Below are 24,507 nucleotides of genomic sequence, written 5' to 3'. Positions count from 1 at the left end.
ATAATTTTTTAAAATAATGATATTGATAATCATTATCAACTGTTATATGATAAGAACCATCATATGTTGAAAGGGAGTTGTATGGATGAAAAGGATTTCATTTTTACTACTATCATTATTCATCCTGCTCGCAGGATGTTCAGGTGGTGGCACTTCACCAAATACAAATACAGATTCAAAGGCATCTGAAAAAAATAAGACCGTGAAGATTGCATGGGCAGATAGTGGGTTCCCATCTCCATTTACATTTACCTCAAATGGTCCCGGAGGATATTTACGCAGCAGTTTCATTTTTGACTCGCTTACTTGGAAAGATGAGACTGGGGTAATTCCTTGGCTGGCATCTTCCTGGGAAGTATCTGAGGACAAGCTAACATACACGTTTAATTTAGAAAAAGATGTGCAGTTTCATGATGGAGAATCATTAACCGCCGATGATGTTGTCTTTTCATATAACTATTTTAAGAAACATGCGTTCCAGTGGAATGCAGATATGTCTAAAATAGCTTCACTAAAGAAAATATCAAATCACAAAGTTGCAATTACGTTGACCGAGGAATATTCCCCATTTATCACTGAAATTGCCGGAATTCTTCCAATTCTACCAGAGCATATCTGGTCAGAAATCGAAAATCCAATGGAATATACGGAAGAAAATGCATTAATAGGTACAGGTCCATATGTTCTTGATAGCTATAACAGCTCGACTGGTAATTATCGTTACCTAGCAAATGAGGCTTATTTCAAAGGTGATGTTACGGTTAAGGAAGTTCAATATTTGAATGTAGAGAATAAAATGCTCTCCCTGCAAAAAGGGGAAATAACCGGCGGCATGACGTATAACTATACAGAAGTGAAGCAAATGGAAGAACAAGGGTTTAAAGCGCTTCAAAGTAATCCAACAGGAAGCGCAGTTCGTATTGTTTTTAATTTGGAAAATGAACAGTTAAGTGATAAAAGGCTACGTCAAGCAATTGCCTATGCACTTAATCGAGGTGAAATAGCAGAAAAAGTATTGGGGAATTCCAAAACCATTGTTGGTAGCGGAGGGGTAATTCCACCTGATTCGGATTGGTTTAATGAAGATGTAAAAAAATATGATTATGATGTGGATCAAGCAAATGAAATGTTAGATTCACTCGGATATGAAAAAAATAAAAATGGTGTTCGAGAAGAGCTTAGCTTAAAACTTCTGGTTTCTTCTACTCCTCAGGAAGCCGAATTAATGAGATCAATGCTTGCTGATGTAGGGGTGAAATTGCAAATTCAAACAGTAGATACAGCTACTTTTACAACTGCTATGAGTGAAGGGAAATATGATATGGCTTTAACAGGGCACATTGGATTAAGTGGGGATCCTGATTTCCTCCGCTTATGGTTCTCTGGTCAGGCAAGCAATGCATATGCTGGGAATGCTGTATTCAATCATCAAGAATTTAACGAGTTGGCTAGTAAACAACTGTCTCAAGAAGGGGAAGAGCGTAACGAAACAGTTGATTCTATGCAGGATATTTTAGCTGAAGAGCTGCCTACATTAGTGATTTACCATCGCCCGTTCTACTTTGTTTATGATGCTAATGTATTTGATGGATGGTTTAACACATATGGTGGTATTTCAGACGGAATTCCATTAACAGATAACAAGGCAGCGTTTATTGAATATGATTAAAATTTTTAAGCTGTACGGTTCTCTTCTTCTTATCTTGATTCTCTTAAATTTTTTTCTTCCTCGACTAATGCCGGGGGGACCTCTTGAATATTTAGAGGGGCAGGAAAGCGGTGCAACTTTAACAGAGCAACAAAAGAATTCAATGATTGAATATTATGGGCTGAATGATTCAATGGCTGAACAATTTATTGATTATATAGTTGGCATCGTACAGTTTGATTTTGGATTTTCATATACTTATAAATTGCCTGTTAATGATATCATAATGGACCATATTTCTTACACGCTATGGATTGTCGGAATTTCTTCTGTTCTATCTATTGTAATTGGTATTTTTTTAGGACTGTTATCGGGTTGGGTTCATCATAAAAAAGGTGATAAAACATTCATGTCAACAATGCTGGCAATTGGCGCTTTACCCGAATTTTTATTCGGTATGCTATTGCTTATTGTGTTTGGAGTTATGCTGGATATGCTTCCAATGAGCGGAGCCCATACACCGTTTATGGATAGCGAATCAATATGGGTAAAAGTTAATGATGCGGCTAAGTATGCTATTTTACCAATAGTGACATTAACCATGGTAAACCTGACAAGGATCTATTTACTCGTGCGTAATGAAACGATTCAGGTAGCTTCCTCACCTTACATTGAATTTGCGAAGATGAAGGGCGTCAGGGAAATCCGGTTAGTTTTCAGACATGCGTTTAAAAATGTTTTAATACCTATATTTACTCTGATTATGATAAGAATTGGCTACACCTTTACAGGAGCAATCTTTGTAGAGACGTTATTTTCTTACCCGGGAATTGGGCAGTTATTAAAAGAGTCCATTCTTTCACGGGATTACCCATTGATGCATGGTCTGTTTTTATTATTTGCTGTTATGATTTTGATTTGCAATGCACTGGCAGATTCTATTTATCCTAAACTAGATCCACGTGTTAGAGGGGGCAAACATGTTGAAAAAGTTCTATAAGTTCCCTTTACTTTGTTTAGCCGTGGTCATGCTGTTGGCATTCTTTGGTCCATTACTTTCTCCTTATTCAGCAATGGATTATAGCGGAGGATTGTTTGAACCTCCTTCATCTGAGCATTGGCTGGGTACAAATCGTTTAGGTCAGGATATATTTAGCCAATTATTATATGGAACCCGTACAAGTGTCTTAATTGGACTTTGTATTGCTCTGTGTTCGACAGTTTTAAGTGTATTGCTGGGACTGGCAGCGGGATATTTGCCGAAATTCGATAAATTCATTAACGGGCTGGCCAATATTTTATTAGTGCTTCCAAATTTGCTTTTGATATTATTGGTTGTTGCTTTTACGGGTTCCGGTGTAATTCAGCTTGTAATCATTTTAAGTCTTTTATCGTGGCCGGGTTATATGAGAATTATTCGATCCTCTGTTTTAACATTAAAAGAAAGAGAATTTGTAAAAGCATCGGCGCTGTTTGGTGGCAGTTCTTTTTATGTATTGAAATCTCATATTCTTCCGCAATTGCAGCCCATCATAAAGACTAAATTCGTGATGACATTTCAATCTGCTGTTTTGACAGAAGCAGGTTTAGCATTCCTAGGTTTGGGTGACCCGAATGTGATATCTTGGGGAAGCATGTTAAATATGGCTTTCACACAAACATCTATTTTCTTAACTGGCCAATGGACATGGATTGTATTGCCGCCAGTGATTATGCTGCTCATCACATCGGTTTCGCTTGCTTTCTTATTGGAAGATAAACAGAAGAAGTCTTCAAAAACAAAGAAACAAAAGGGTACAACACCAGTGACCGGCAAGTCTCGCGATTTATATTGTCACTTGGAGCAGGTTACATATGACGAGACTACTATTGTTGAAAATATCGAGTTTACGATCAAAAGAGGAGAGATTGTGAGTTTGATTGGGCCTTCAGGCAGTGGAAAAACAACGATAGCCAGAGCTTTGTACGGATTATTGCCGGCTGAGAACTGGGTTGGCGATGTTACATATGACGGTGAGTCTGTTCGCGAGAAATCCTTTAGAGAAAAGCACTACTGGAAAACATGCTCATTTATCTATCAGGATGCACGGGCGGCATTTAATCCAGTATTAAAAATAAAAGAACAGTTTTTAGAAACCGGTATAAGTCTTGTGGAAGCTGAGAAGAGTGTTGTGGAAGTCGCGTTAAATAAAAACATTTTGGACAAGTATCCGCATGAGTGCTCCGGCGGCATGTTGAGCCGGGCTCTAATCGCACTTTCTTTGGTAAATAAACCAGCTTTTGTGATTGCAGATGAATGCACAAGTGCGCTGGATCCTATATTGAAAAAAGAAGTAGTGGAACTCTTGGAGGAAAAAGTCCGTTCACATGGGATCAGTCTATTATTTATCACGCATGATTTAGATGTAGCGTATGCAATCTCGGATCGGATGTTTAGTTTAAATGATAAACAACTGATGAAGGAAGTGCAATGAATGTTAAGAGTTCAAGATGTAAATAAAAGCTACCAAAATCAGGATGTGCTTCGGGGAATCAATTTTGAGATTTTGTGCAATGAATTTATTTGTTTGATAGGAGAATCAGGATCAGGTAAATCTACAACGGCTGAAATCATTATGGGGATTCAATCACCGACAAGCGGACTTGTTGAAAAAGAGCCATGTTGTACGATTCAATATATTTACCAAAATCCGGAGCGTTCCTTTAATCCGTTTTGGACAATGGAGAAAAGTTTAATGGAACCGCTTGTCCTTAAAAAGGAAAAACCGGAATTAATAAAAAAGAAAATAAAAGAATTAATGGCTAAGGCAGACTTGCCAACAGAATTATTAGCAAAAAAACCAAGCCAATGTTCCGGTGGGCAAAAGCAGAGATTAGCTATTATTAGAGCTTTATTAATGAATCCTAAGCTTTTAATAGCCGATGAAATTACATCTGCTCTGGATCCGCAAACAGAAAAGTTAATCATCAACCTATTAAAGAAATTTCAGGTTGAATTCCATATGTCTGTTTTATACATTACGCACCGAATTCAGTCTGTCGGTAATGTAGCAGATCGAATGATGGTACTTGAGACAGGGACCATTGTCGAAAGCGGACCTCCTTCTCAAGTTCTAAACCACTCAACACATCCCTACACAAAAAAATTAGTAGAGGCATGCTACTACTTTGAAAATAAAAAGCTGAGACGACTGAACAGGAGAGAAGAGCATAAGACGAATACTCGAAGGGAAAGTTCTTCCCCGCAGAGTATTTGCTTATGACTCGAGCTCCTAGGAGTCGAAGCTAGATTGAATAAAAAGCTGAAACGGCTTGCCCAGAAGCGAAGAGCATAAGACAGAGGCTCGTAGGGGAAGGCTTTTAGGAACAAAGGCTAAGAGCGCCACATCGTGTGGCAACGCCTTCGTGACCTACGTCCTGTAGCCCTCCGCAGAGACTATGCTTATGTCCTGAGCTTCTAGCCGTTGAAGCTAGATTACATAAAAAGCTGAAACGGCTGATTTAAGGAACGAAGACTAAATGCGCCACGTCGTGTGGCAACGTCTTCATGACCTACATCCTGTAGGCCCGCGAAGAGCATAAGAGGAGGTGCGCAGGGAGAGTGTTTGATGGAACAAAGACTAAAGACAAAAGACACCACATCCTGTGGTAACGTCTTTGTGACCAACATCGTGTTGGCCTCCGTAGTGGCTATTCTTACGACCTCGAGCGGCTAGGCCCTGAAGCTGGATTAAATAAAAAGCTGAGACGGCTGATTTAAGGAACGAAGACTAAATGCGCCACGTCGTGTGGCAACGTCTTCATGACCTACATCCTGTAGGCCCGCGAAGAGCATAAGACAGAGGCTCGTAGGGGAAGGCTTTAAGGAACAAAGGCTAAGAGCGCCACATCGTGTGGCAACGCCTTCGTGACCTACGTCCTGTAGCCCTCCGCAGAGACTATGCTTATGTCCTGAGCTTCTAGCCGTTGAAGCTAGATTGCGCAAAAAGCTGAAACGACTGCCCAGCTCCGACAAGCATAAGAGGAGGCACGTAGGGAGGTGATCTTTCCTCCTGTAGTGGCTACACTTATGACTCGAGGAGTTAGGAGTTGAAGCTAGATTACTCAACACAAGGAGGAGATACAATGGAACTTAAAATACTGGAACTATGTCCGAATCATGCATTTGGTTATAAAACAGAATTATCATCCGGTCAACATACTAAATTAATGGAATATGAGTTTGCAAACATTGAATTGGCTCCATACAATGTTTTGGTTATTACGGATTTTGCAGATCAGGAGTATTTGTATAAACATAAAGAAAAAATAGAGCAATTCTTAAACGAAGGAAAGATTGTTGTCTTTTGTGGCCACTTATTCAGAGAATGGCTGCCAGGCTGTACGCCAATGATGCCGAAGAAGATTCGCGGCCATCAGGATTACCTAGTAGAGGTTCCTGAGGATTCACCGATTTTTAAAGGTGTAAAAGTAGAGGATATGGTATATACGAAGGGTGTTGCAGGTTTCTTTGCAAGAGGTTTTTATTTGCCACCGAAACATGCGGAGATTTGCCTAACATTTACAGATGGTAAGGCCATTACGTACATTGATCGTGAAACAACGAATGGGACAGTTATTGTTCATGCTGGCAGGAGTTTATTAGGATATGGTCAGCGGAAAAACACAACAAATCAAATAACTCCTCAATTTATAGAGGTTCTTAAGAAGGAAATAGTACGCACCAAAGGAGTTGAGGCATAATGAGAAAAATAGCTGTGATTTATGGCGGGCATGCGCCGCATTATAGAACTTTTCATGAGCCAAAGTATGCGCAATTCATAGACTCTCTTATTTATCAGCTTGAATTGAAAGATTTTGATTTAACAGGATTTGATGTGTTGATTGTTCCTTCTCAATTAAATGGTCAAATACTGCTTGATAATAAAGAGAAGTTCTATGAGTTTGCTGATCAGGGCGGTATTATTGTGGCTATGGGTCCACAGCCATGGGAATGGCTCCCTAATCAAAAATGGGAAGAACGCGAGACGAATTTTTGGTGGTGGCTTGAAGAAAATGCAAATAGTGGGTTAGTAACTAAAAATGATGACCATGAATTTTTTAAGTATATTACGCTTGAGGATTCAACATGGCATCAACACGGAGTATTTTGGCCACCAGAGCATGCTACCACACTTATAGCTACGGATGATGGCGGATCTGTACTGTATATAGATGAACAATCAACTAAGGGCACTTGGATTATTACGACTCTTGATCCTGACTATCATTATGGTTCCTATTTTATGCCGGCAACTGAACGATTTTTAGATGGCCTTTTTCCATGGTTGTATCGTGGAGAATTTAAATAAGTCAATTTATCAGTTAAACTTTTAATCTATAACTTATGGATTATCCTTTATTATAATCACCCTAGCTTATTATTCTAATTTTACCCGTTAGGTGAAATAAGGATTAAAGTATCAATCATATATTGTTCTTTAACGAAAGCACGTAAAAAACCGAACTCTTTAAAAAAGGGCCCGGTTTTTTTTACGTGCTTTCTTTCCTTCTATGACAGTCAGTTTGACATCTGACTTTTTCTTAGGTCTGTTAATCAGCTGTTCTTTAGAAATGACAGTTAATCCATGTGTATTATGTTTGCTTCTTTTTGTTTTAATCATTTCATGTTTACGTTTCTTCTTGATTGTTTTTCGGGCTGCTTTCCTGTATGCCTGATACTCTCCACCCGAGTTACCATTCCTGAATCGTGTAATAACAAAATAAATCAACCCAACAACAGCGGCTCCAATGAGTACGTTTTTAATTAGTTCGAACGGGTTATTTATCAAAGTGGAAATTAACCCCAAAGCTGCGAAACCAAGAAGGATATAAATAATAATCATCGAATTCTTACGATTCACAGAAAGCACCTCCTTTAAGAGCATCATTGGCATATTTAGGAAAAAATAAACAATAAGCAAGGAAATTATTTTTCTTTTATTATTCTTTACACTATTTTTTCTTCGAGTAAACCTTGTTTGTAGTTATTTTCAGTTTCGAGCATTTTGTTAAATGATACGATGGCTACCTCAATTTGTTCATCGCTTGGTTCCTTTGTCGTTAAAAGCTGCAACCATAGTCCCGGATAACCTAAAAAGCGCAATACAGGAACGTTACGTACTTTATTGGTTAACTGCAGTACTTCGAATGATACACCTAGGACAATTGGTATTAAGGCAATTCGGTTTAAAATACGAATATAAAGGACATCAGAAGGAACGAACATATATAGAAAAACTCCAACAAATACGGTGAATAAAATAAAGCTGCTTCCGCATCGATAATGCAATCTAGATGCGTTACGAACATTTTCCACCGTTAATTCCTTATTGCTTTCAAATGCGTTGATAACCTTATGTTCTGCCCCATGGTATTGAAAGACTCTTTTTACGAGCGGTGTTAACGATACGATATAGATATATAGTAATAATAATGTGAGTTTGAAAAAACCTTCTAATAATACTTGTACTGTTTCTCCGGGTGCTATGCTCTTAAAAATAACAGCCAAAAATATTGGTACTACGGTAAAAAGTAATTTACTGAGTATAAAGGATAAAATCCCAATGCCTGCTACGCCCAAAATCATACCCAGTTTAGACGTTTCTTCTTCTTCAATCTTATGGTCATCTGCTGGGTCAACGTCATATCGATCTGTAGAGAAAGATAAATGCTTGGAGCCGATTGCACTGGATTCTAATAAAGCCACAATACCACGCAGAAACGGAATCTTTTTTAATTTTATCAGCAGGGGATGGCTTGTTTTTGGCAATGCATAGGAATCGAATGATCCATCTTTTCGTTTAATGGTTGTAACGGTACAATGTTTGCCTCCAAACATTACACCTTCTAATACAGCCTGTCCGCCGTAGATTGGCTTATTATCCAATTTATTCATCACTCCATAATGGTTAAGTTGTCTATATTATCTATTCTACAGAATTTTTCTCTATTTCACTAGTGATTGTTTCCATTTCTCTTATGAACTTTGTCTATTTCGCACATACTAGCAGTTGTGAGGTGATTGGATATGGAAACAGCAAAAGAAAAGCTGAAAAAGCCGATGGGCTATTATGGTGTAATTAATTCAGTTGGATTTTATGGAGGATTGCTTTGGGGTGCGATTTTTCAAATCTGTCACTATTTTCATTTTACGGAAATAGGTCCAACATTTCTTCTTCGCACATGGGTGAAAGCCGATTTTGTTAAAGGGTGGATGGGCGTGGTACTGTCAATTTTATGCCTGTGTCTTATTTCTATGCTCTTTGCTTATGTTTACTCCTTTATTTTTCGTAAGATGCAATCTTATTGGATTGGTATTGTTTATGGGATTGCTCTGTGGGGTCTTTCATTCCTTGTATTAAGGCCATTATTTCCAGGAATGAAAACGGTTGGGGAACTATCAGCGGATACCATTGTAACGACACTATGTATCTTTGTCTTGTACGGACTATTTGTCGGGTACTCCATTAGTTTTGAATATCATGAACGGAAACTAGAGGCAGAGGAAGGAAAGAAAGTAAAAGTGGATTCCGTCCAGTAATAGGTAGTCGAATTTTTCACTCTTGTGTTAAAATTGAAAGTATCACTTTAAAACACGGGAGCCTGGTTATGGATAAAAAAATTTATTTAATCAACGGACCAAATCTAAATTATCTGGGGTTTCGAGAGCCCGAGATTTATGGAAGAACGACTCTTGCAGATCTTGAAGAGTCGTTAGCGACTCAGTCTATAAAACTCGGGGCGCAATTGGTGTGTTTTCAATCCAATTACGAAGGAGCGATAATAGATAGGCTATATGAGGCGGAAACAAACTCGGCTTCAGGGATTATCTTAAACCCAGGGGCATTTACGCACTACAGCTATGCGATACGGGATGCGATCGCCTCTATTTCAGTTCCGGTAATAGAAGTACATATTTCAAATGTCCATGCCAGAGAACCTTTTCGTCATCAATCTGTCACTGCCCCTGTCACGAAGGGTCAAATTGTAGGGCTTGGGTTGAATGGCTATGAATTGGCGTTACGTGCTTTATTGACTAGTTAATCATGAGGGAGAGGTCTATTCAATGGAAAAAATTCAGAGATTGCGTGAAAGATTAAGTCAGGAACATATTGATGCTATCATTATTACAAACCCATATAACCGCAGATATATTTCTAACTTTACTGGAACAGCGGGAGTAGTCGTAATTTCCCAGAAGGATGCAAAATTTATTACAGATTTTAGATACGTGGAGCAAGCGGGTAAACAGGCAGTTGGATTTGAGATTGTCAAACATAGCGGACCAATTCAAGATGAGATAGCAGCTCAATTGAAGGAAATGAATGCAAAAAAAATCGGGTTTGAACAGGATGACCTTACTTATGCGACCTATAAGTTATATGAAAAAGTTGTGGAAGGTGAACTTGTTCCTGTTTCCAATGTTGTTGAAAAATTGCGCTTGATTAAGACACCGCAAGAGATTAAGATATTAAAGGAAGCAGCAGACATAGCAGATGCTGCATTTAAACATATTATTGAGTATATTCGTCCAGGTTTAACTGAAATAGAAGTATCAAATGAATTAGAATTCTTTATGCGTAAAGCAGGGGCTACTTCATCATCATTTGATATCATTGTCGCTTCTGGTGCACGTTCTGCATTGCCGCACGGTGTTGCAACAGAAAAAGTAATAGAAAAAGGCGATTTTGTCACAATGGATTACGGTGCCCTTTATAATGGGTATATATCTGATATTACACGTACAGTGGCGGTCGGTAACCCAACTGATGAATTAAAGAAAATCTATGATGTTACCCTGGAAGCTCAGTTGTATGCAATGGAGCATATTAAACCGGGTATGACAGGTCGCGAAGCAGATGCTCTTGCAAGAGATATCATAGCTGCCAAAGGATATGGGGAATACTTCGGTCATTCCCTTGGACATGGGATTGGGCTTGAAGTGCACGAAGGTCCTGGACTTTCTGCTAAATCTGATATTATTTTGGAAAAAGGCATGACTGTCACTTGTGAACCTGGTATTTATTTACCTGGAGTTGGAGGAGTAAGAATTGAAGATGATCTCCTTATTACGGATGATTCTAACGAAACCTTTACTCATTCAACGAAAGATTTACTTATTTTATAAGGCTGTAGGAGGCTATATTGTATGATTTCTGTTAATGATTTTAAAACTGGTTTAACAATTGAAGTGGATGGCGGTATCTGGCAAGTAATTGAATTCCAACACGTAAAACCTGGTAAAGGAGCTGCGTTTGTACGTTCTAAATTACGTAATCTTCGTACAGGTGCTATCCAGGAGAAAACTTTCCGTGCTGGTGAAAAAGTTGCTAAAGCACATATCGAAAACCGTAAAATGCAATACTTATATGCAAGTGGAGATAATCATGTGTTTATGGATAACGAAACATATGATCAAATCGAATTGTCATCTAAGCAAATCGAATATGAATTGAAATTCTTGAAAGAAAACATGGAAGTGTCTATCATGATGTTCCAAACGGAAACACTTGGCGTTCAGCTTCCAACAACTGTTACATTGGTAGTAACTGAAACAGAACCAGGTATCAAAGGTGATACAGCATCAGGCGGTACGAAACCAGCTACTGTTGAAACTGGTCTTACTGTTCAAGTTCCTTTCTTTGTAAATGAAGGTGACAAACTGATCATCAATACTTCTGATGCATCTTATGTATCAAGAGGTTAATAAATAGGTGTAAAGACTCCCGGGAGTAAATTCCCGGGAGTTTTTTGTTTAAGCCAAAATATATAGTGAACAACCCCGTCATCCAATTCCACCTTTCCTTAGTTCCGCCATTCCAATTAATTTACTGGATTCTTCTATCTCTATACCTTTTTTCCGAATCTAAAGAGATTTTTATTTTACGGTTATAGTCATTTAACCGCGCGTTTGTTTCTAAAAAAGTCATAAACGGCCTGTCCATGAATACATTTTAAATAATGACAGACCAGGCGAGGGAGAGATATGGATTCAATCATTGAATTATTACCTCCGGCTATTGGCGCTGAGTTAAAAGAAATAGCCAAAAATCCAGGGGAAATTGAAGAAATAAGAATTAGAGTTGGAAGACCGCTTGAAGTCATGTTCGGAAATGGAATCACGTATGGGCATAAGCCTGTATTACGGGAGGATGCAGATTTATTTCTTAATAAAGTCAGCCAGTTTTCCTTTTATATGCTCGAGGAAGAGTTAAAACGCGGTTATATAACCGTTCAGGGAGGACATCGGATTGGTTTAGCAGGGAGAGTCATTCTAGAAAATGGAAGAGTGAAGGGACTTAGAGATATCACTTTTTTTAATATCCGGATTGCCAGACAAAAGAAGGGGTTGGTAAATGAATGGGTTCGTTATTTATATCATAATCGATGGCTATCGACTCTGATTATCGGACCGCCGCAAACGGGGAAAACGACATTTTTAAGAGATCTAGCCCGCTATGCTTCCAGTGGAGATCGCTCCTATCCGATCCGTGCGATGAAAGTGGGAATTGTAGATGAGCGATCTGAAATTGCCGGATGTGTTCAAGGAGTTCCACAAATGGATTTCGGTATCAGAGTAGATGTGCTTGATGGCTGCCCAAAGGCTGAAGGAATGATGATGATGATTAGATCTATGAGCCCGGAAATCATTGTGGCCGATGAAATCGGAAGAATAGAAGATGCTGAGGCGATGATGGAAGCCGTAAACGCTGGTATAACGCTCTTTATAACGGCGCATGGACATTCGCTTGATGATATATTAGCCAGACCCATCATGAAAAACATCGTACAGGAAGCTAATTTTGAGAGAATTGTGGAACTCAAGAGAATAGATCGGCCAGGATGTATATCAAAAATAAAAGATCGTACAGGCAAGGTGCTATTTGATGGGGAAAGAGTGAGAATATGATTAAAATTTTAGGTGCAGTTTTAATTGTTATAGCTACATCCCTTATCGGCTTTGAAGTTTCTAAAAAATTAATCACCAGACCTAAACATATCCGTGATTTACGAGCGGCACTTCAAATTTTGGAAGCTGAAATTATGTATGGGCATTCTCCCTTAAAAGAAGCGGTATTAACACTGGCGAAACAAATTCCTGCTCCAGTTTCAATTCTTTTTTCGGACTTTGCAGGCAGGCTCGGCTCAGCCAATCAATCTGTGTCGGCAGCATGGGGTGAAAGTCTTGAAGTGGTAAGAAAACAATCAGAACTACAGCAAAAAGAAATAGATATCCTTCTCCAATTCGGAGAAACATTAGGTAGACATGATCGGGAGAGCCAGCAAAAACAAATTCAGTTGGCATTGGTTCATCTCGAGAGGGAGGAAGCAGATGCCGTTGATAAGCAGGTGAAATACGACAAAATGGCCAGAAGTCTAGGGTTTTTTGCAGGTCTGCTCATTGCCATTTTAATGATGTAGCGAGAGGGAGGATAGTGGGTTATGGGGATTGATATCGATATTATTTTTAAAATTGCAGGGGTCGGGCTGATTGTTGCGTTCATTCATACGATTCTTGATCAGGTGGGCAAGAAGGAATATTCACAATGGGTCATATTGGTGAGTTTTATTTATATCTTATTTAATGTGGCACAGGTGGTAGGTCAGTTGATTGATCGAATTAAATCCGTGTTTTTATTTCAATAGGAATATTGGGGTGATGAGCCATTGAAATGTTGCAGATAACGGGTGTTGCATTGGTTGGGGCATTTCTGGCAATGATCATCAAGGAACAAAAGCCAAATTTAGCTTTCTTACTTGTTGTATTTGTCGGAAGCGCTATATTTCTTTTTCTGATAGATAAAATCTACGAAATCATTCAAATGATTCAGCAATTGGCCGTTAATGCAAATGTGAATATGGTTTACTTACAAACAGTTTTGAAAATCATTGGAATTGCCTATATTGCTGAATTTACATCACAAATAACAAAAGATGCCGGGCAGGGTGCAATTGCTTCAAAAATTGAATTGGCTGGAAAGATTATTATCCTCACGATGGCCATTCCAATTTTAACGGTCATTATTGAAAGTGTCATTCAGATGATTCCTAACTAATCATTGTGGTGAAAGGTTTAAAGGGGCTGAAGAATAAATGAAGCAATTAAAGTGGACAAGTATCATCATTCTATTTCTAATTCTTAGCTTAAGCAATGGCCAAACAACTCAAGCCTCTCCCACCTCTACTGATTTGCCAGAAGAAACGCAGGCTGTTGAAACATTTAATGTGGGCGATATTCCTCTTGATGATTTAAAACAATTTTGGGATTCGGTTTACGAGGAATATGGAGGTTTTTTGCCTGAGTCCCAAAAAGGAAGCTTTGTAGATTTTATAAGTGGAGAGAAAAAATTCTCTTTAAAAGAATGGCTCAGTGGTATTCTCAAATTCATCTTCCATGAAATTATTGCTAATGGAAAATTACTCGGAACGCTCATTCTGTTGACTGTATTCAGTGTCTTTCTGCAAACATTGCAAAGCACATTTGAAAAAACATCTGTCAGTAAAGTGGCAAATGCAATTGTCTTTATGGTTTTGATGATTATTGCACTGAATAGCTTCTATGTAGCAGTTGATTATGTGATAGATACGATTGCCGCCATCACGGATTTTCTGGTTGCCTTAATCCCTTTATTGCTTGCGCTAATCGCAAGCTCTGGAGGTGTTCTGTCATCAGCATTCTTTCATCCGATGCTCCTGTTTTTAATGAATACGAGCGGAGCGTTAATTGAATATATTGTTTTGCCGATGTTATTTCTATCGACTCTGCTAAGCATAGTCAGCATGCTTTCTGAGCACTACAAGGTCACTCAATTAGCTGGTTTATTACGAACCTGGAGTGTGGGATTGCTAGGTATCTTCATGACCGTATTTCTAGGAGTGATCTCCGTGCAAGGAGTATCAACTGCAGTGGCGGATGGAATTGGGATTAGAACAGCAAAATTTGTGACTGGGAATTTTATTCCGGTAGTTGGAAGGATGTTTACCGATGCAGCTGATACCGTAATTGGAGCATCTCTCCTCTTAAAAAATACAGTTGGGATAGCGGGTGTGGTCATTCTATTGATTATGACAGCTTTTCCAGCTTTAAAGATATTGTTAATCGCCATGGTATATAAGGTGGCTGCAGCGATTTTACAACCGCTTGGAGCTGGGCAGATGATTAAGTGTCTCGAGATTATCAGCAAAAATATCATTTTCGTTTTCGCTGCATTGGCCATTGTCAGCCTTATGTTCTTCCTGACCGTTACTGTAATCGTGGCTGCAGGAAATATCACGATGATGGTTCGATAGGAGGCTGAATGAATGAGTATTTTAACTGACTGGGTAACTAATATAATCGTTTTTATCTTATTTGCGATCATTTTGGACATGCTCCTCCCAAACTCAACCATGCAGAAATATACAAAGCTAGTTATCGGGTTACTTTTGATCGCTGTTTTCATCGCTCCCATTCTATCTATTTTTAATAAAAATTTTACAAGTAACATTCAGGAAAAAATCATGCAGAGCAGTACATGGAAAAATCCAAAATTAGAAAATTCAATGGAAAGTAAGAAAAGAGAAATAGAAGAGACACAGCAGGCATATATATTGGAACATATGGCTGTCCAATTAAAGAATGAAGCAGAAAAGGAGCTGATGGACCAAAGTAATTATGCCATTCAAGATATTACAATTACACTTTTGGATAAGAATGGAGAAATGAATGTAGAAAATATTGAAACCATACACGTATTTGTGGCAGAAAGCCAAGAGTCCAGCTCAGAGGTTGTGCAGCCCGTAGAAAAAATTGATATTAACATTGATCAGAAACAAACCAATATGAATGATATACCGTCATCCGAACTATCCACAATACTATCTAATATATGGGGGATCGATTCAAATAAAATTGTAATCGGATTAAATGAAGGGGGTGATGGGCTTTGAAGAATGATTGGATTCAAAAGATTAAGGACTTATTGTCCAAAGGAGATGAGGGAGGCAAACAAAAGAAAACATATCGGTATCTTGCCATTATTTTAATTGCCGGTATATTACTGATGGTGGCAAGCATGTTTACGAATAAACCCACCTCTGAAAATGGACAAACAAATAAAGTTTTTCAAGCGAGTTCTACGCAAAATCAGAAAGAAGAGGAAGCGGTCACGACCTGGAAATCAACTTCATCAAAAAAGTCTGGATCAATCGGAGATATTGAAAAAATGTATGAAAGTGAATTGAAGGGTACATTGGAAACGATGCAAGGGGTATCAAATGTATCCGTTATCGTCAATATTGACGCAACAGAAACAAAGGTTTACGAAAAGAATTCAGTCGCGCAGCGCCAAACAACAGAAGAAACAGACCGTGATGGCGGGCAGAGAAAGGTTGAGGATTTTTCAACAGATGAAAAGATTGTGATTATACGCGAAGGGGATAAAGAGGTTCCTCTGGTTAGAGAAACGAAGAAACCGGCTATTCGTGGAGTATTAATTGTGGCAAAGGGAGCAGATGATGTTCGTGTAAAAAAGGAAATCATTGATGCGGTAACCAGGGTGCTGGATGTACCAAGTCACCGTGTAGCCGTATCAGCTAAAAAATAAGGATTTTAAGGAGGAAAAATATGTTGTTAAGAAAGCAAACAGTTTGGTTATTGACGATGTTAAGTTTGGTGGCGGTGCTAAGTGTATATTATATAACAACACCACAGGATACAGCGGTAAATCAGGAACAGGATACTCAGACTACGAAAGAAAAAACAAATACAAATTCGTCTAAAGATTCAACTGAAAATGAAGAGTCTTCCACAGTTATAACAAATGAATCAAGTGATTCTATTTTTGAAGCGATGCGTATTGATCTGAATGATGAAAGAAGCAGGCAGAAAGAGGAACTGACAAATAAAGTTGCTTCAAGCGATTTATCGGAAGAAGAGAGAGTGGAAGCACACGCACAGATTGAGGCATTGGCCGAAATGTCCACAAAAGAGGATATGCTAGAGACGATGATTATTGCGCTTGGTTATAAAGACGCATTGGTAAGGGCTGATGGTGATCAAATTCAAATTACTGTAAAAGCTGATAAACAGGATGCAGGGGCTGCAAATGAAATTATCCAAATGGTCACAAAAGAAATTGGCAAAACAAATGCAGTTGCTGTTGAATTTCAACCGGAAAAATAATACCAATCTATGAAACGATATCGGTGAGCTGCCGATATCGTTTTTGGTGTAAGGAAAGAGTTAAAAGCCAATTCCCCTCCATAATTGCTAGTTTATATAATTCAAATCACAACTACCAGCAAATGATGGAGCGTAATCAGGTGAACAGTGTTCTCAAAATGTTAGTATTGGCAGGAAGCTATACTCTGTGTAGCCATCAGTAAATAAAAATGGAATCGGACAAGTTGGCGTATCTGAAAAAGGATTTTAGGTAATCTGTGATTATCTGGAATACGTCCAGAGAGATTAGGAAACTCTTTAAAAGCAGGCCGGCAAAATTCTGTTTATATAGTTTTACAGATATTTAACGTAGCTCATCTCAGGGTGGGATTATTAGTTTTAGTAAACAATCCAATAATTTTATATGTAAATAAAAAGGATTGTGAGGTGTTTTTATCGAACTTGTAAATAACCTGCCATAAGAGAAAGCAGAGGAGGGAGTTAAATTAGGAAAGCTTCTAAATTGATCTATAGAGATTTTACTAGTGAAATTTAAATGCTTTTTTTGAGGAAATAAACTACTCACTTCATTGCCGAATCAAGCAGCTAGAGTAAGTTTTGTATGCGCATACAGACTGAATAACTGGATTTTTTTAATAATCTTTTTAACAAAAATTAGAAACTTGCAAAAGGGGTATCTATTTATCAAAATTGAATTTCTACCAGCTATTATAGTATTATATTAGTATCTGGTCATAAATAGGAGGGGTGGTTCCTGATGAAAGTACAGGAAATAAGAGAAATTATAAAATTAATTAACCAAACAACTATTAATGAGTTTGAGTTTGAACAAGAGGGTACAAAAATAAAAATTATTAAAAGTACTGGATTAGAAAACAGTATACAACCAACAGATGCACCAGTGCCTGCACCGGCAGTACAATCTGTATCTAAACAAGAGGTTCAATCTGAGAGTATAGAAGAGAAACCGCCTGTTGTGGGAGAAAAAACAGAACAACCATCCAACCTTCACAAGATTACTTCGCCAATGGTTGGCACATTTTATGGAGCATCATCGCCTGATGAAGACCCATACATAAAAATTGGTGAAAAAGTTAAGAAGGATACAATTGTTTGCATTGTGGAAGCGATGAAATTGTTTAATGAAATTGAGGCTGAAGTTTCCGGTGAGATTGTGGAAGTATTGGTGGAAGATGGCCAATTGATTGAATACGGTCAACCTCTGTTTTTAGTAAAAGCCGAATAGGAGGAACCGACTCATGATAAAGAAAGTACTAATTGCAAACCGTGGTGAAATTGCCGTTCGAATTATCCGCGCCTGCAAGGAATTAGATATTGAAACGGTAGCTGTTTATTCTGAAGCTGATAAAACTGCCCTGCATGTACAAATTGCGGATGAAGCCTACTGTATTGGGCCCACTGCCTCTAAGGACAGTTATTTAAATAAGGTAAATATAATCAGTCTGGCAAAATTAACAGGATGTGATGCTATTCATCCAGGCTACGGCTTTTTAGCCGAAAATGCTGATTTCGCCGAAATGTGTAAAGAATGTCATCTGATTTTTATTGGCCCGTCAGCGGATGCCATTTCAAAAATGGGTACAAAGGATGTAGCTAGAGAGACCATGCGCGCGGCCGGTGTACCGGTAGTGCCAGGTTCGAGAGGAATTGTGGATGATGAAGATGCTGCCATTCAGGTTGCTTCTGACATCGGATATCCGGTCATTATTAAAGCGACTGCCGGGGGCGGCGGTAAAGGGATTCGAATAGCAAGAGATGAAGCCGATCTGCTAAAAGGTTTTCGCATTACCCGCCAAGAGGCATTAACTGCTTTTGGCAATCCCGGTGTTTATATTGAAAAATTTATTGAAGATTTCCGCCATGTTGAAATTCAGGTTTTAGGGGACACGTTTGGGAATGTCATCCATCTGGGTGAAAGAGATTGTTCAATTCAAAGAAGAATGCAAAAGCTCGTAGAAGAAACACCTTCGCCTGCAATTGATAGTGAAATGAGAGCCGAAATGGGCGAAGCGGCAGTGACTGCAGCAAAAGCTGTCGATTATACCGGAGCGGGAACAGTTGAGTTTATTTTCGATCATCACAAGCGAAAATTTTATTTCATGGAAATGAATACAAGGATTCAAGTTGAACATCCTGTTACAGAGATGGTGACTGGAATTGATTTAATTAAGGAGCAAATCAGAGTAGCCTCCGGTGAAAAATTATCGGTTGAGCAAAATGATGTTCAATTTAACGGTTGGGCAATTGAATGCAGAATCAATGCGGAAAATCCGAATAAAAATTTTATGCCGTCAGCGGGTCAAGTGGAAATGTATTTACCCCCAGGTGGATTTGGCGTAAGGGTTGATTCGGCAGCATATACAGGCTATTTTATTCCTCCATATTACGATTCTATGGTAGCAAAATTGATAGTCCATGCTCCAACGAGAGACGAAGCTGTTCAAAAAATGAAACGTGCATTATCAGAATTTGTAGTCGAAGGTATTGAAACAACCATACCCTTTCATTTAAGGTTAATGAACCATGATGTTTTTGTTTCTGGAGATTTTAACACAAAATTTCTTGAAACTTATGACGTTATGAATCCATAATAGAGGTAGAAGATTTGGAGGTGTATGACATGGAACAAAATCAAACAGTAGATTTAGAGAGCTATGATGATGGATTGGGCAAGGTTGAAATTGCCCCTGAAGTTATTGAGGTGATCACTGGTATAGCAGCAAGTGAAGTAGAAGGAATTGCCCAAATGCGAGGTAATTTTGCTTCAGGTGTTGTAGAAAAGCTTGGTAAAAAGAATCATGGCAAAGGTGTAAAAGTTGAACTTAATGAGGACAGCATTAAAATTGATGTTTATTGCCTTGTGAAATTCGGTGTATCTATCCCGAAAGTAGCTCAGGAAGCACAGGAGAATATCCGCCAAACATTATTAAATATGACTGCTCTTGAAGCAACTGAAGTGAATATTCATATTGTTGGCATTCAATTTGAAACAGCTAAAGCTGAATCAGATTACCAGGATACAATCTAAATAATTGTATAACTAATGGTGTATAGGCTGCCCTCATTGTGGCACTGACGCACCGACTAAAAAGCACTCAGAACTGAACTTCCCTATATTAAGTTAGGTATCCATCTAACTTTCTTGGGGTAGATCAGCCATACTGAGTGCTTTTATTTTTTGGAAACAAATTTTGTATATAGTTCACTATAAGGGAAATAATGGGAGATCTAAGATGTCGTTCGCATCTGCAGGTAAGTTAATAGTAAATCACTTAATGACAATCTTTAAATGATGTTACTATACTACCTTTACTTGTCATGATGTGGTATGATTTCATATATGATACGAGGTGCACAAAGTTTAGTGTACTTTTCGAAAGTAAAGGAGTAAGAATTATTCATGAAACGCAGAGAGGCAAGAGAAAAAGCTCTTCAAGCTCTTTTTCAAATAGACGTTGGGAAAGTAGAAAGAGAACTAGCTATAGAACATGTGGTGGAAGAATCAGAGGCAGATCCCTATTTGGTTCAATTGGTAAATGGAACGACAGATCAGTTGGAAAAGATAGATAGTCTTATTATATCCAATTTAGAGAATTGGAAATTGGACCGTCTTTCTAATATAGATCGTAATATTTTAAGAATAACTACATACGAACTGTTATTCAACGAAGAAGTTCCGCAGAACGCTGCCATTAACGAAGCAATCGAATTAGCTAAACTATTTGGGGATGATCAGTCTCCGAAGTTTATTAATGCAGTATTATCCAAGATAAAAGAATCTTTATAAATAGAAAAGATGATAAGATTTTAAGGGGGAGCTGCTGTCATGCCGGCACAGATACTTAACGGGAAATCGATATCAGCAACAATCCGCGAAGAGATTGCAAGTGAAGTTGAATTATTAAAAGAAAACGGCATTATACCAGGTCTTGCGGTTATCCTGGTCGGTGACGATCAGGCATCGCAAACATATGTGCGAAATAAAGAAAAAGCATGTGAACAATTGGCGATGAAATCCGAGTTGATCACCTACCCTGCATCTATTTCCGAAGACAGGCTTCTTGATAAGCTTGTAGAGCTGAATCATCGTCCGGATATCCATGGGATTTTAGTTCAGTTACCTTTACCGGGGCATATTGATGAAAAACGGGTAATTGAAACGATTGATCCTGCTAAGGATGTAGATGGTTTTCACCCAATTAATATTGGCCGAATGATGACCAAGCAGGAGGCATTGTTGCCTTGTACACCATTTGGGATATTAAAAATGGTACAAAAAACAGGAATTGAGATTGCCGGTAAACATGTTGTGGTTGTGGGTCGAAGTAATATTGTCGGCAAACCTGTCGGACAGCTATTTTTAAATGAGAATGCGACCGTAACCTATTGTCATTCAAAAACAGTCGATCTGAGACACTTCACTAAGCAGGCCGATATCCTGATTGCAGCGGTGGGAATTGCTAAAATGATTAAAGCGGATGATATAAAAGAAGGCGCTATAGTAATTGATGTTGGTATGAACAGGGATGAATCGAATAAATTATGCGGTGATGTCGATTTTGATGATGTCATACACAAAGCATCTTATATCACGCCTGTTCCCGGTGGTGTTGGTCCGATGACAATTACGATGCTCATGTATAATACGGTTCAAGTTGCTAAAAAATCTTTGTAAAATAATAAAGAGTATGATTATAAAAAGCTGCCGAAAATTGCTATAATAACATTTACGGCAGCTTTTTTATGTGTAAAATAATAATTCGAAGAAGGAGGCCATATATAAAATGGAGAAAAATCAATATTTAACTGTGGCCGCCTTAACCAAGTATATTAAACGAAAATTTGATGCAGATCCTCATCTTGCGGATATTTATGTAAAGGGAGAAATATCAAATTTCAAAAAGCATTCCAGCGGTCATATGTACTTGACATTAAAGGATGATAAATCAAGAATTAATGCGGTGATGTTTGCTAAATCTGCACAATCGCTCGCGTTTACTCCTGAAAACGGGATGAAGGTTCTGTTGCGAGGAGAAATACGTGTTTATGAACCTACCGGCGGATATCAAATGTACATAAAAGAAATGATGCCTGATGGGATTGGAGAGCTCTTTATTGCATTTGAGCAGTTGAAGAAAAAGCTCGAGCAAGAAGGACTCTTTCAAAGGATGTATAAAAAGCCAATCCCCCTGTTTCCGGCTAAAATTGGAGTGATTACGTCTCCAACTGGAGCTGCGATTCGCGATATTATTACGACCTTAAAAAGGCGTTATCCAATTGGGGAAATTTTGATCTTTCCGGCTTTAGTTCAAGGGAAACAGGCAGCACCCTCTATCGTAAAAGCGATTGAACAAGCAAATGAGTATCCGATTGATGTCTTAATTGTCGGTCGGGGCGGTGGATCTATTGAAGAATTATGGGCATTTAATGAAGAAATAGTCGCAAGAGCTATCTATGCTTCTAAAATACCGATTATTTCAGCTGTTGGCCATGAAACAGATACAACGATCAGTGATTTTGTAGCTGATTTAAGAGCTCCTACTCCTACTGGGGCAGCAGAAATGGCAGCGCCAAGGGTAAGTGATATTGCAGAACGGATTACTATAATGGAAACGAAGCTGATTCGTTACTCTAATCAGCGGATTGAAACAGAGAAAAATCGCTTGTCTGCTATTCATAAATCATATGCTTTCAAATATCCCCACCTGTTATATCAACAAAAATTAGAGCAGCTGGATAGAGTGGCGGAGCGTATTTCACGGAACAGCAAGCTTTATTTCGAACGTAAACAAGACCAATTGTTGGCACTCACGAAAGCGGTGGAGCGTAATATTCCATTGAATTCGATATCGAGAAAAATACGTGAAATTGAACAAATAGAGTCTCGCATGACCCGTGCGGCTGTCCATACAGTTAAAAGTAAACAGCGGGATTATTTGAATACGGTAACGCTTCTTGAGGCAGTCAGCCCTCTTAAGATTATGGAAAAGGGGTTTGGACTGGTTTATAAAGATGAAGATAACTTGATAAAATCAACTGAGTCTGTAAAAATAGGCGATCAAATAACAGTTGTTGTACAAGACGGTGAAATCGACTGTACGGTTAATGATATTAGGGAGAGTGATTGATATGAGTAAAAAGGAAGAGGTTGCTATCACATTTGAAGAGGCAATGTCTAAGCTTGAAGGAATCGTGGCGCGACTCGAGGATGGAGAAGTACCATTGGAAGAGTCGATTAATCTTTACAAAGAAGGAATGGAGTTATCCAAATGGTGTCATGATAAGCTTAAAACAGCTGAAGAGCAATTAACGTTAATTATGAAAGAAGATGCGTTTAAGCCATTTTCCATTGATGAGGAGGAGTAACATGGAAGAGTTTGCTTCCTTCTTAAATAGTAATAAACATCAAATTGAGTCAAGGATGGAAGAAATCGTCTCTAATTTAAATACCCCGTCAACTCTCCAAAAGGCAATGGGTTATTCTTTGGAAGCCGGCGGAAAAAGACTAAGGCCTTTATTAGTGCTGGCTGTTTTACATGCCTTTGGCAAAGAGGGAGAGATTGGCCTTGATACAGCATGTGCTATTGAAATGATACATACGTATTCATTGATTCACGACGATCTCCCGTGTATGGATAATGATGACCTAAGAAGAGGCAAGCCAACGAACCATAAGGTATTTGGAGAGGGAATGGCAGTCCTGGCGGGCGATGCACTCCTTACATTAGCATTTGAAGTCGTTGCTAATCAGTCTAAATATGAAATAAACCCGTCAGTCAAACTTGAATTAGTTCTTGAATTGGCGAGAGCAGCCGGAGCTGAGGGCATGGTTGGGGGTCAAGTGGCCGATATAGAAGCAGAGGAAAATGGTGTTGATTTACAGGGTCTTGAGTATATCCATGAAAATAAGACTGGTAAACTACTTGGGTACAGCATTATGGCCGGAGCCATACTTGCGGGAGCAAGCTTGGAACAGAAGGAGAAGCTAAGGGAGTTTTCCCGCCATCTTGGCCTTGCTTTCCAAATCCGCGATGATATTCTTGATGTTGAGGGTTCCGAAAGTGTAATAGGTAAACCTGTAGGAAGCGATGTTACTAATCATAAAAGTACATATCCATCCCTTTTAACAATGGATAAAGCTAAAATAATGCTGGATCAGCATATTCATTCAGCAAGAATATTACTTTCCGAAATTGATTTTAATGAGACCTTATTACTGAAGTTTGTTGAATTGGTAGCAAACCGTGACCATTGATTTGGAAGGTTTTCCATCCAAATCCACTTACCTAGAATTATGATGTATGCTATACTTTTTGGTATCTAAGAGTGGTGCAGTATTCTAGTCGGTCTACCGTTCTGGAGAGTGAGCCTAAAAATTCACTAAAGGGCACATCGATGATGGTTCTTGGATTGGCTCGGGGCGCCCAGCTTTGGGTCGATTCAGGAAGTAAGGAATTAGGGCGATCCACAATGGCATGTGGGCGTTGACCCTGGTTTCGCGGAGGCTTTATTCTGATTTGAAAATAAATTGGAATATTGGAAAACCTGCATAAACAGGAAACTGTGTGCAGCGTAGCCTGCCTTGAGTGAAGTTTGAGGGGATTGCGAAAGGAGCGTATATACATCAGTTGGC

The 24,507-nt window shown here is 38.7% G+C and carries 28 protein-coding genes; 26 read left to right on the top strand and 2 right to left on the bottom strand.

Annotated elements, in window-relative coordinates; genetic code table 11:
- Positions 1–85 precede the first annotated feature (85 nt).
- From FHY47_RS08210 to FHY47_RS08185, 6 genes are all read left to right on the top strand, one after another.
- A complete protein-coding gene (locus FHY47_RS08210) occupies positions 86–1,669 on the top strand; it encodes an ABC transporter substrate-binding protein (protein ID WP_066105003.1) in 1,584 nt (527 codons plus the stop codon).
- Complete coding sequence (locus FHY47_RS08205) at positions 1,662–2,648, top strand: ABC transporter permease (RefSeq protein WP_139892494.1); 987 nt, start codon at positions 1,662–1,664, stop codon at positions 2,646–2,648. The genes FHY47_RS08210 and FHY47_RS08205 overlap by 8 nt, the downstream gene beginning before the upstream one ends.
- Positions 2,632–4,122, top strand: coding sequence for an ATP-binding cassette domain-containing protein (locus tag FHY47_RS08200; protein ID WP_187393458.1), 1,491 nt, complete (start codon positions 2,632–2,634; stop codon positions 4,120–4,122). Before FHY47_RS08205 ends, FHY47_RS08200 begins: the two co-directional genes overlap by 17 nt.
- Positions 4,123–4,911, top strand: a complete 789-nt coding sequence (locus FHY47_RS08195; RefSeq protein WP_148630103.1) for an ABC transporter ATP-binding protein — start codon at positions 4,123–4,125, stop codon at positions 4,909–4,911.
- An 862-nt stretch (positions 4,912–5,773) separates the two neighbouring features.
- On the top strand, positions 5,774–6,391 hold the full coding sequence (locus FHY47_RS08190) for a phosphate starvation-inducible protein PhoH (RefSeq protein ID WP_066104990.1): 618 nt from the start codon (positions 5,774–5,776) through the stop codon (positions 6,389–6,391).
- Positions 6,391–6,999 carry a hypothetical protein gene (locus FHY47_RS08185; RefSeq protein WP_066104987.1) on the top strand — a complete coding sequence of 203 codons (609 nt, stop codon included), beginning with the start codon at positions 6,391–6,393 and terminating at the stop codon, positions 6,997–6,999. The genes FHY47_RS08190 and FHY47_RS08185 overlap by 1 nt, the downstream gene beginning before the upstream one ends.
- A 159-nt stretch (positions 7,000–7,158) precedes the next feature.
- Here FHY47_RS08185 and FHY47_RS08180 read toward each other — a convergent pair whose 3' ends face one another.
- Complete coding sequence (locus tag FHY47_RS08180; RefSeq protein WP_077248061.1) at positions 7,159–7,551, bottom strand: SA1362 family protein; 393 nt, start codon at positions 7,549–7,551, stop codon at positions 7,159–7,161.
- Positions 7,552–7,637: 86 nt separating this feature from the next.
- Positions 7,638–8,585 (bottom strand): DUF1385 domain-containing protein, encoded by a 948-nt coding sequence (locus FHY47_RS08175; protein ID WP_066104984.1) that lies wholly within the window; start codon positions 8,583–8,585, stop codon positions 7,638–7,640.
- Between the two features lie 132 nt (positions 8,586–8,717).
- Between FHY47_RS08175 and FHY47_RS08170 the strand changes: the two genes are divergently transcribed.
- The 20 genes from FHY47_RS08170 to FHY47_RS08075 all read left to right on the top strand — a co-directional run bounded on the left by FHY47_RS08170 (position 8,718) and on the right by FHY47_RS08075 (position 24,129).
- On the top strand, positions 8,718–9,230 hold the full coding sequence (locus FHY47_RS08170) for a YqhR family membrane protein (RefSeq protein ID WP_066104981.1): 513 nt from the start codon (positions 8,718–8,720) through the stop codon (positions 9,228–9,230).
- A gap of 68 nt (positions 9,231–9,298) precedes the next feature.
- On the top strand, positions 9,299–9,733 hold the full coding sequence (gene aroQ, locus FHY47_RS08165; protein WP_066104979.1) for a type II 3-dehydroquinate dehydratase: 435 nt from the start codon (positions 9,299–9,301) through the stop codon (positions 9,731–9,733).
- 22 nt (positions 9,734–9,755) lie between these two features.
- Positions 9,756–10,817 (top strand): M24 family metallopeptidase, encoded by a 1,062-nt coding sequence (locus tag FHY47_RS08160; RefSeq protein WP_139892486.1) that lies wholly within the window; start codon positions 9,756–9,758, stop codon positions 10,815–10,817.
- 21 nt (positions 10,818–10,838) lie between these two features.
- Entirely contained in the window at positions 10,839–11,396 is a 558-nt protein-coding gene (gene efp, locus FHY47_RS08155; protein ID WP_066104976.1) for an elongation factor P, read from the top strand.
- A 279-nt stretch (positions 11,397–11,675) separates the two neighbouring features.
- Entirely contained in the window at positions 11,676–12,599 is a 924-nt protein-coding gene (spoIIIAA, locus tag FHY47_RS08150; protein WP_066104973.1) for a stage III sporulation protein AA, read from the top strand.
- On the top strand, positions 12,596–13,111 hold the full coding sequence (spoIIIAB, locus tag FHY47_RS08145; protein ID WP_066104970.1) for a stage III sporulation protein SpoIIIAB: 516 nt from the start codon (positions 12,596–12,598) through the stop codon (positions 13,109–13,111). The genes spoIIIAA and spoIIIAB overlap by 4 nt, the downstream gene beginning before the upstream one ends.
- 21 nt (positions 13,112–13,132) lie before the next feature.
- Positions 13,133–13,336, top strand: a complete 204-nt coding sequence (spoIIIAC, locus tag FHY47_RS08140; RefSeq protein ID WP_049670184.1) for a stage III sporulation protein AC — start codon at positions 13,133–13,135, stop codon at positions 13,334–13,336.
- A gap of 26 nt (positions 13,337–13,362) precedes the next feature.
- A complete protein-coding gene (spoIIIAD, locus tag FHY47_RS08135) occupies positions 13,363–13,746 on the top strand; it encodes a stage III sporulation protein AD (RefSeq protein ID WP_066104967.1) in 384 nt (127 codons plus the stop codon).
- A gap of 37 nt (positions 13,747–13,783) precedes the next feature.
- Entirely contained in the window at positions 13,784–14,980 is a 1,197-nt protein-coding gene (spoIIIAE, locus tag FHY47_RS08130) for a stage III sporulation protein AE (RefSeq protein ID WP_066104964.1), read from the top strand.
- A gap of 12 nt (positions 14,981–14,992) precedes the next feature.
- Positions 14,993–15,619: a stage III sporulation protein AF gene (gene spoIIIAF / locus FHY47_RS08125; RefSeq protein WP_066104961.1), complete on the top strand. Its 627-nt coding sequence runs from the start codon at positions 14,993–14,995 to the stop codon at positions 15,617–15,619.
- Complete coding sequence (gene spoIIIAG, locus FHY47_RS08120) at positions 15,616–16,275, top strand: stage III sporulation protein AG (RefSeq protein WP_066104959.1); 660 nt, start codon at positions 15,616–15,618, stop codon at positions 16,273–16,275. The genes spoIIIAF and spoIIIAG overlap by 4 nt, the downstream gene beginning before the upstream one ends.
- 20 nt (positions 16,276–16,295) lie before the next feature.
- Entirely contained in the window at positions 16,296–16,853 is a 558-nt protein-coding gene (locus FHY47_RS08115) for a SpoIIIAH-like family protein (RefSeq protein ID WP_066104956.1), read from the top strand.
- Between the two features lie 754 nt (positions 16,854–17,607).
- Positions 17,608–18,099, top strand: a complete 492-nt coding sequence (gene accB, locus FHY47_RS08110) for an acetyl-CoA carboxylase biotin carboxyl carrier protein (protein WP_066104953.1) — start codon at positions 17,608–17,610, stop codon at positions 18,097–18,099.
- A 13-nt stretch (positions 18,100–18,112) separates the two neighbouring features.
- Positions 18,113–19,465, top strand: coding sequence for an acetyl-CoA carboxylase biotin carboxylase subunit (accC, locus tag FHY47_RS08105; RefSeq protein ID WP_066104950.1), 1,353 nt, complete (start codon positions 18,113–18,115; stop codon positions 19,463–19,465).
- A 29-nt stretch (positions 19,466–19,494) separates the two neighbouring features.
- Positions 19,495–19,902 carry an Asp23/Gls24 family envelope stress response protein gene (locus tag FHY47_RS08100; protein ID WP_066104947.1) on the top strand — a complete coding sequence of 136 codons (408 nt, stop codon included), beginning with the start codon at positions 19,495–19,497 and terminating at the stop codon, positions 19,900–19,902.
- A 372-nt stretch (positions 19,903–20,274) separates the two neighbouring features.
- A complete protein-coding gene (gene nusB / locus FHY47_RS08095) occupies positions 20,275–20,661 on the top strand; it encodes a transcription antitermination factor NusB (protein ID WP_066104944.1) in 387 nt (128 codons plus the stop codon).
- A gap of 39 nt (positions 20,662–20,700) precedes the next feature.
- Positions 20,701–21,549 carry a bifunctional methylenetetrahydrofolate dehydrogenase/methenyltetrahydrofolate cyclohydrolase FolD gene (gene folD / locus FHY47_RS08090; protein ID WP_066104942.1) on the top strand — a complete coding sequence of 283 codons (849 nt, stop codon included), beginning with the start codon at positions 20,701–20,703 and terminating at the stop codon, positions 21,547–21,549.
- Positions 21,550–21,658: 109 nt separating this feature from the next.
- Complete coding sequence (gene xseA / locus FHY47_RS08085; protein ID WP_066104940.1) at positions 21,659–23,002, top strand: exodeoxyribonuclease VII large subunit; 1,344 nt, start codon at positions 21,659–21,661, stop codon at positions 23,000–23,002.
- A 1-nt stretch (position 23,003) separates the two neighbouring features.
- Positions 23,004–23,240 carry an exodeoxyribonuclease VII small subunit gene (gene xseB / locus FHY47_RS08080; protein ID WP_066104937.1) on the top strand — a complete coding sequence of 79 codons (237 nt, stop codon included), beginning with the start codon at positions 23,004–23,006 and terminating at the stop codon, positions 23,238–23,240.
- A gap of 1 nt (position 23,241) precedes the next feature.
- Complete coding sequence (locus tag FHY47_RS08075; protein WP_066104933.1) at positions 23,242–24,129, top strand: polyprenyl synthetase family protein; 888 nt, start codon at positions 23,242–23,244, stop codon at positions 24,127–24,129.
- The last annotated feature ends 378 nt before the right edge of the window (positions 24,130–24,507 follow it).

Source organism: Bacillus sp. E214 (assembly GCF_008087365.1).
GTDB lineage: Bacteria > Bacillota > Bacilli > Bacillales > Pradoshiaceae > Pradoshia.
Note: the sequence above shows the minus strand (reverse complement) of the source record. Positions and strands in the feature narration are given on the sequence as shown.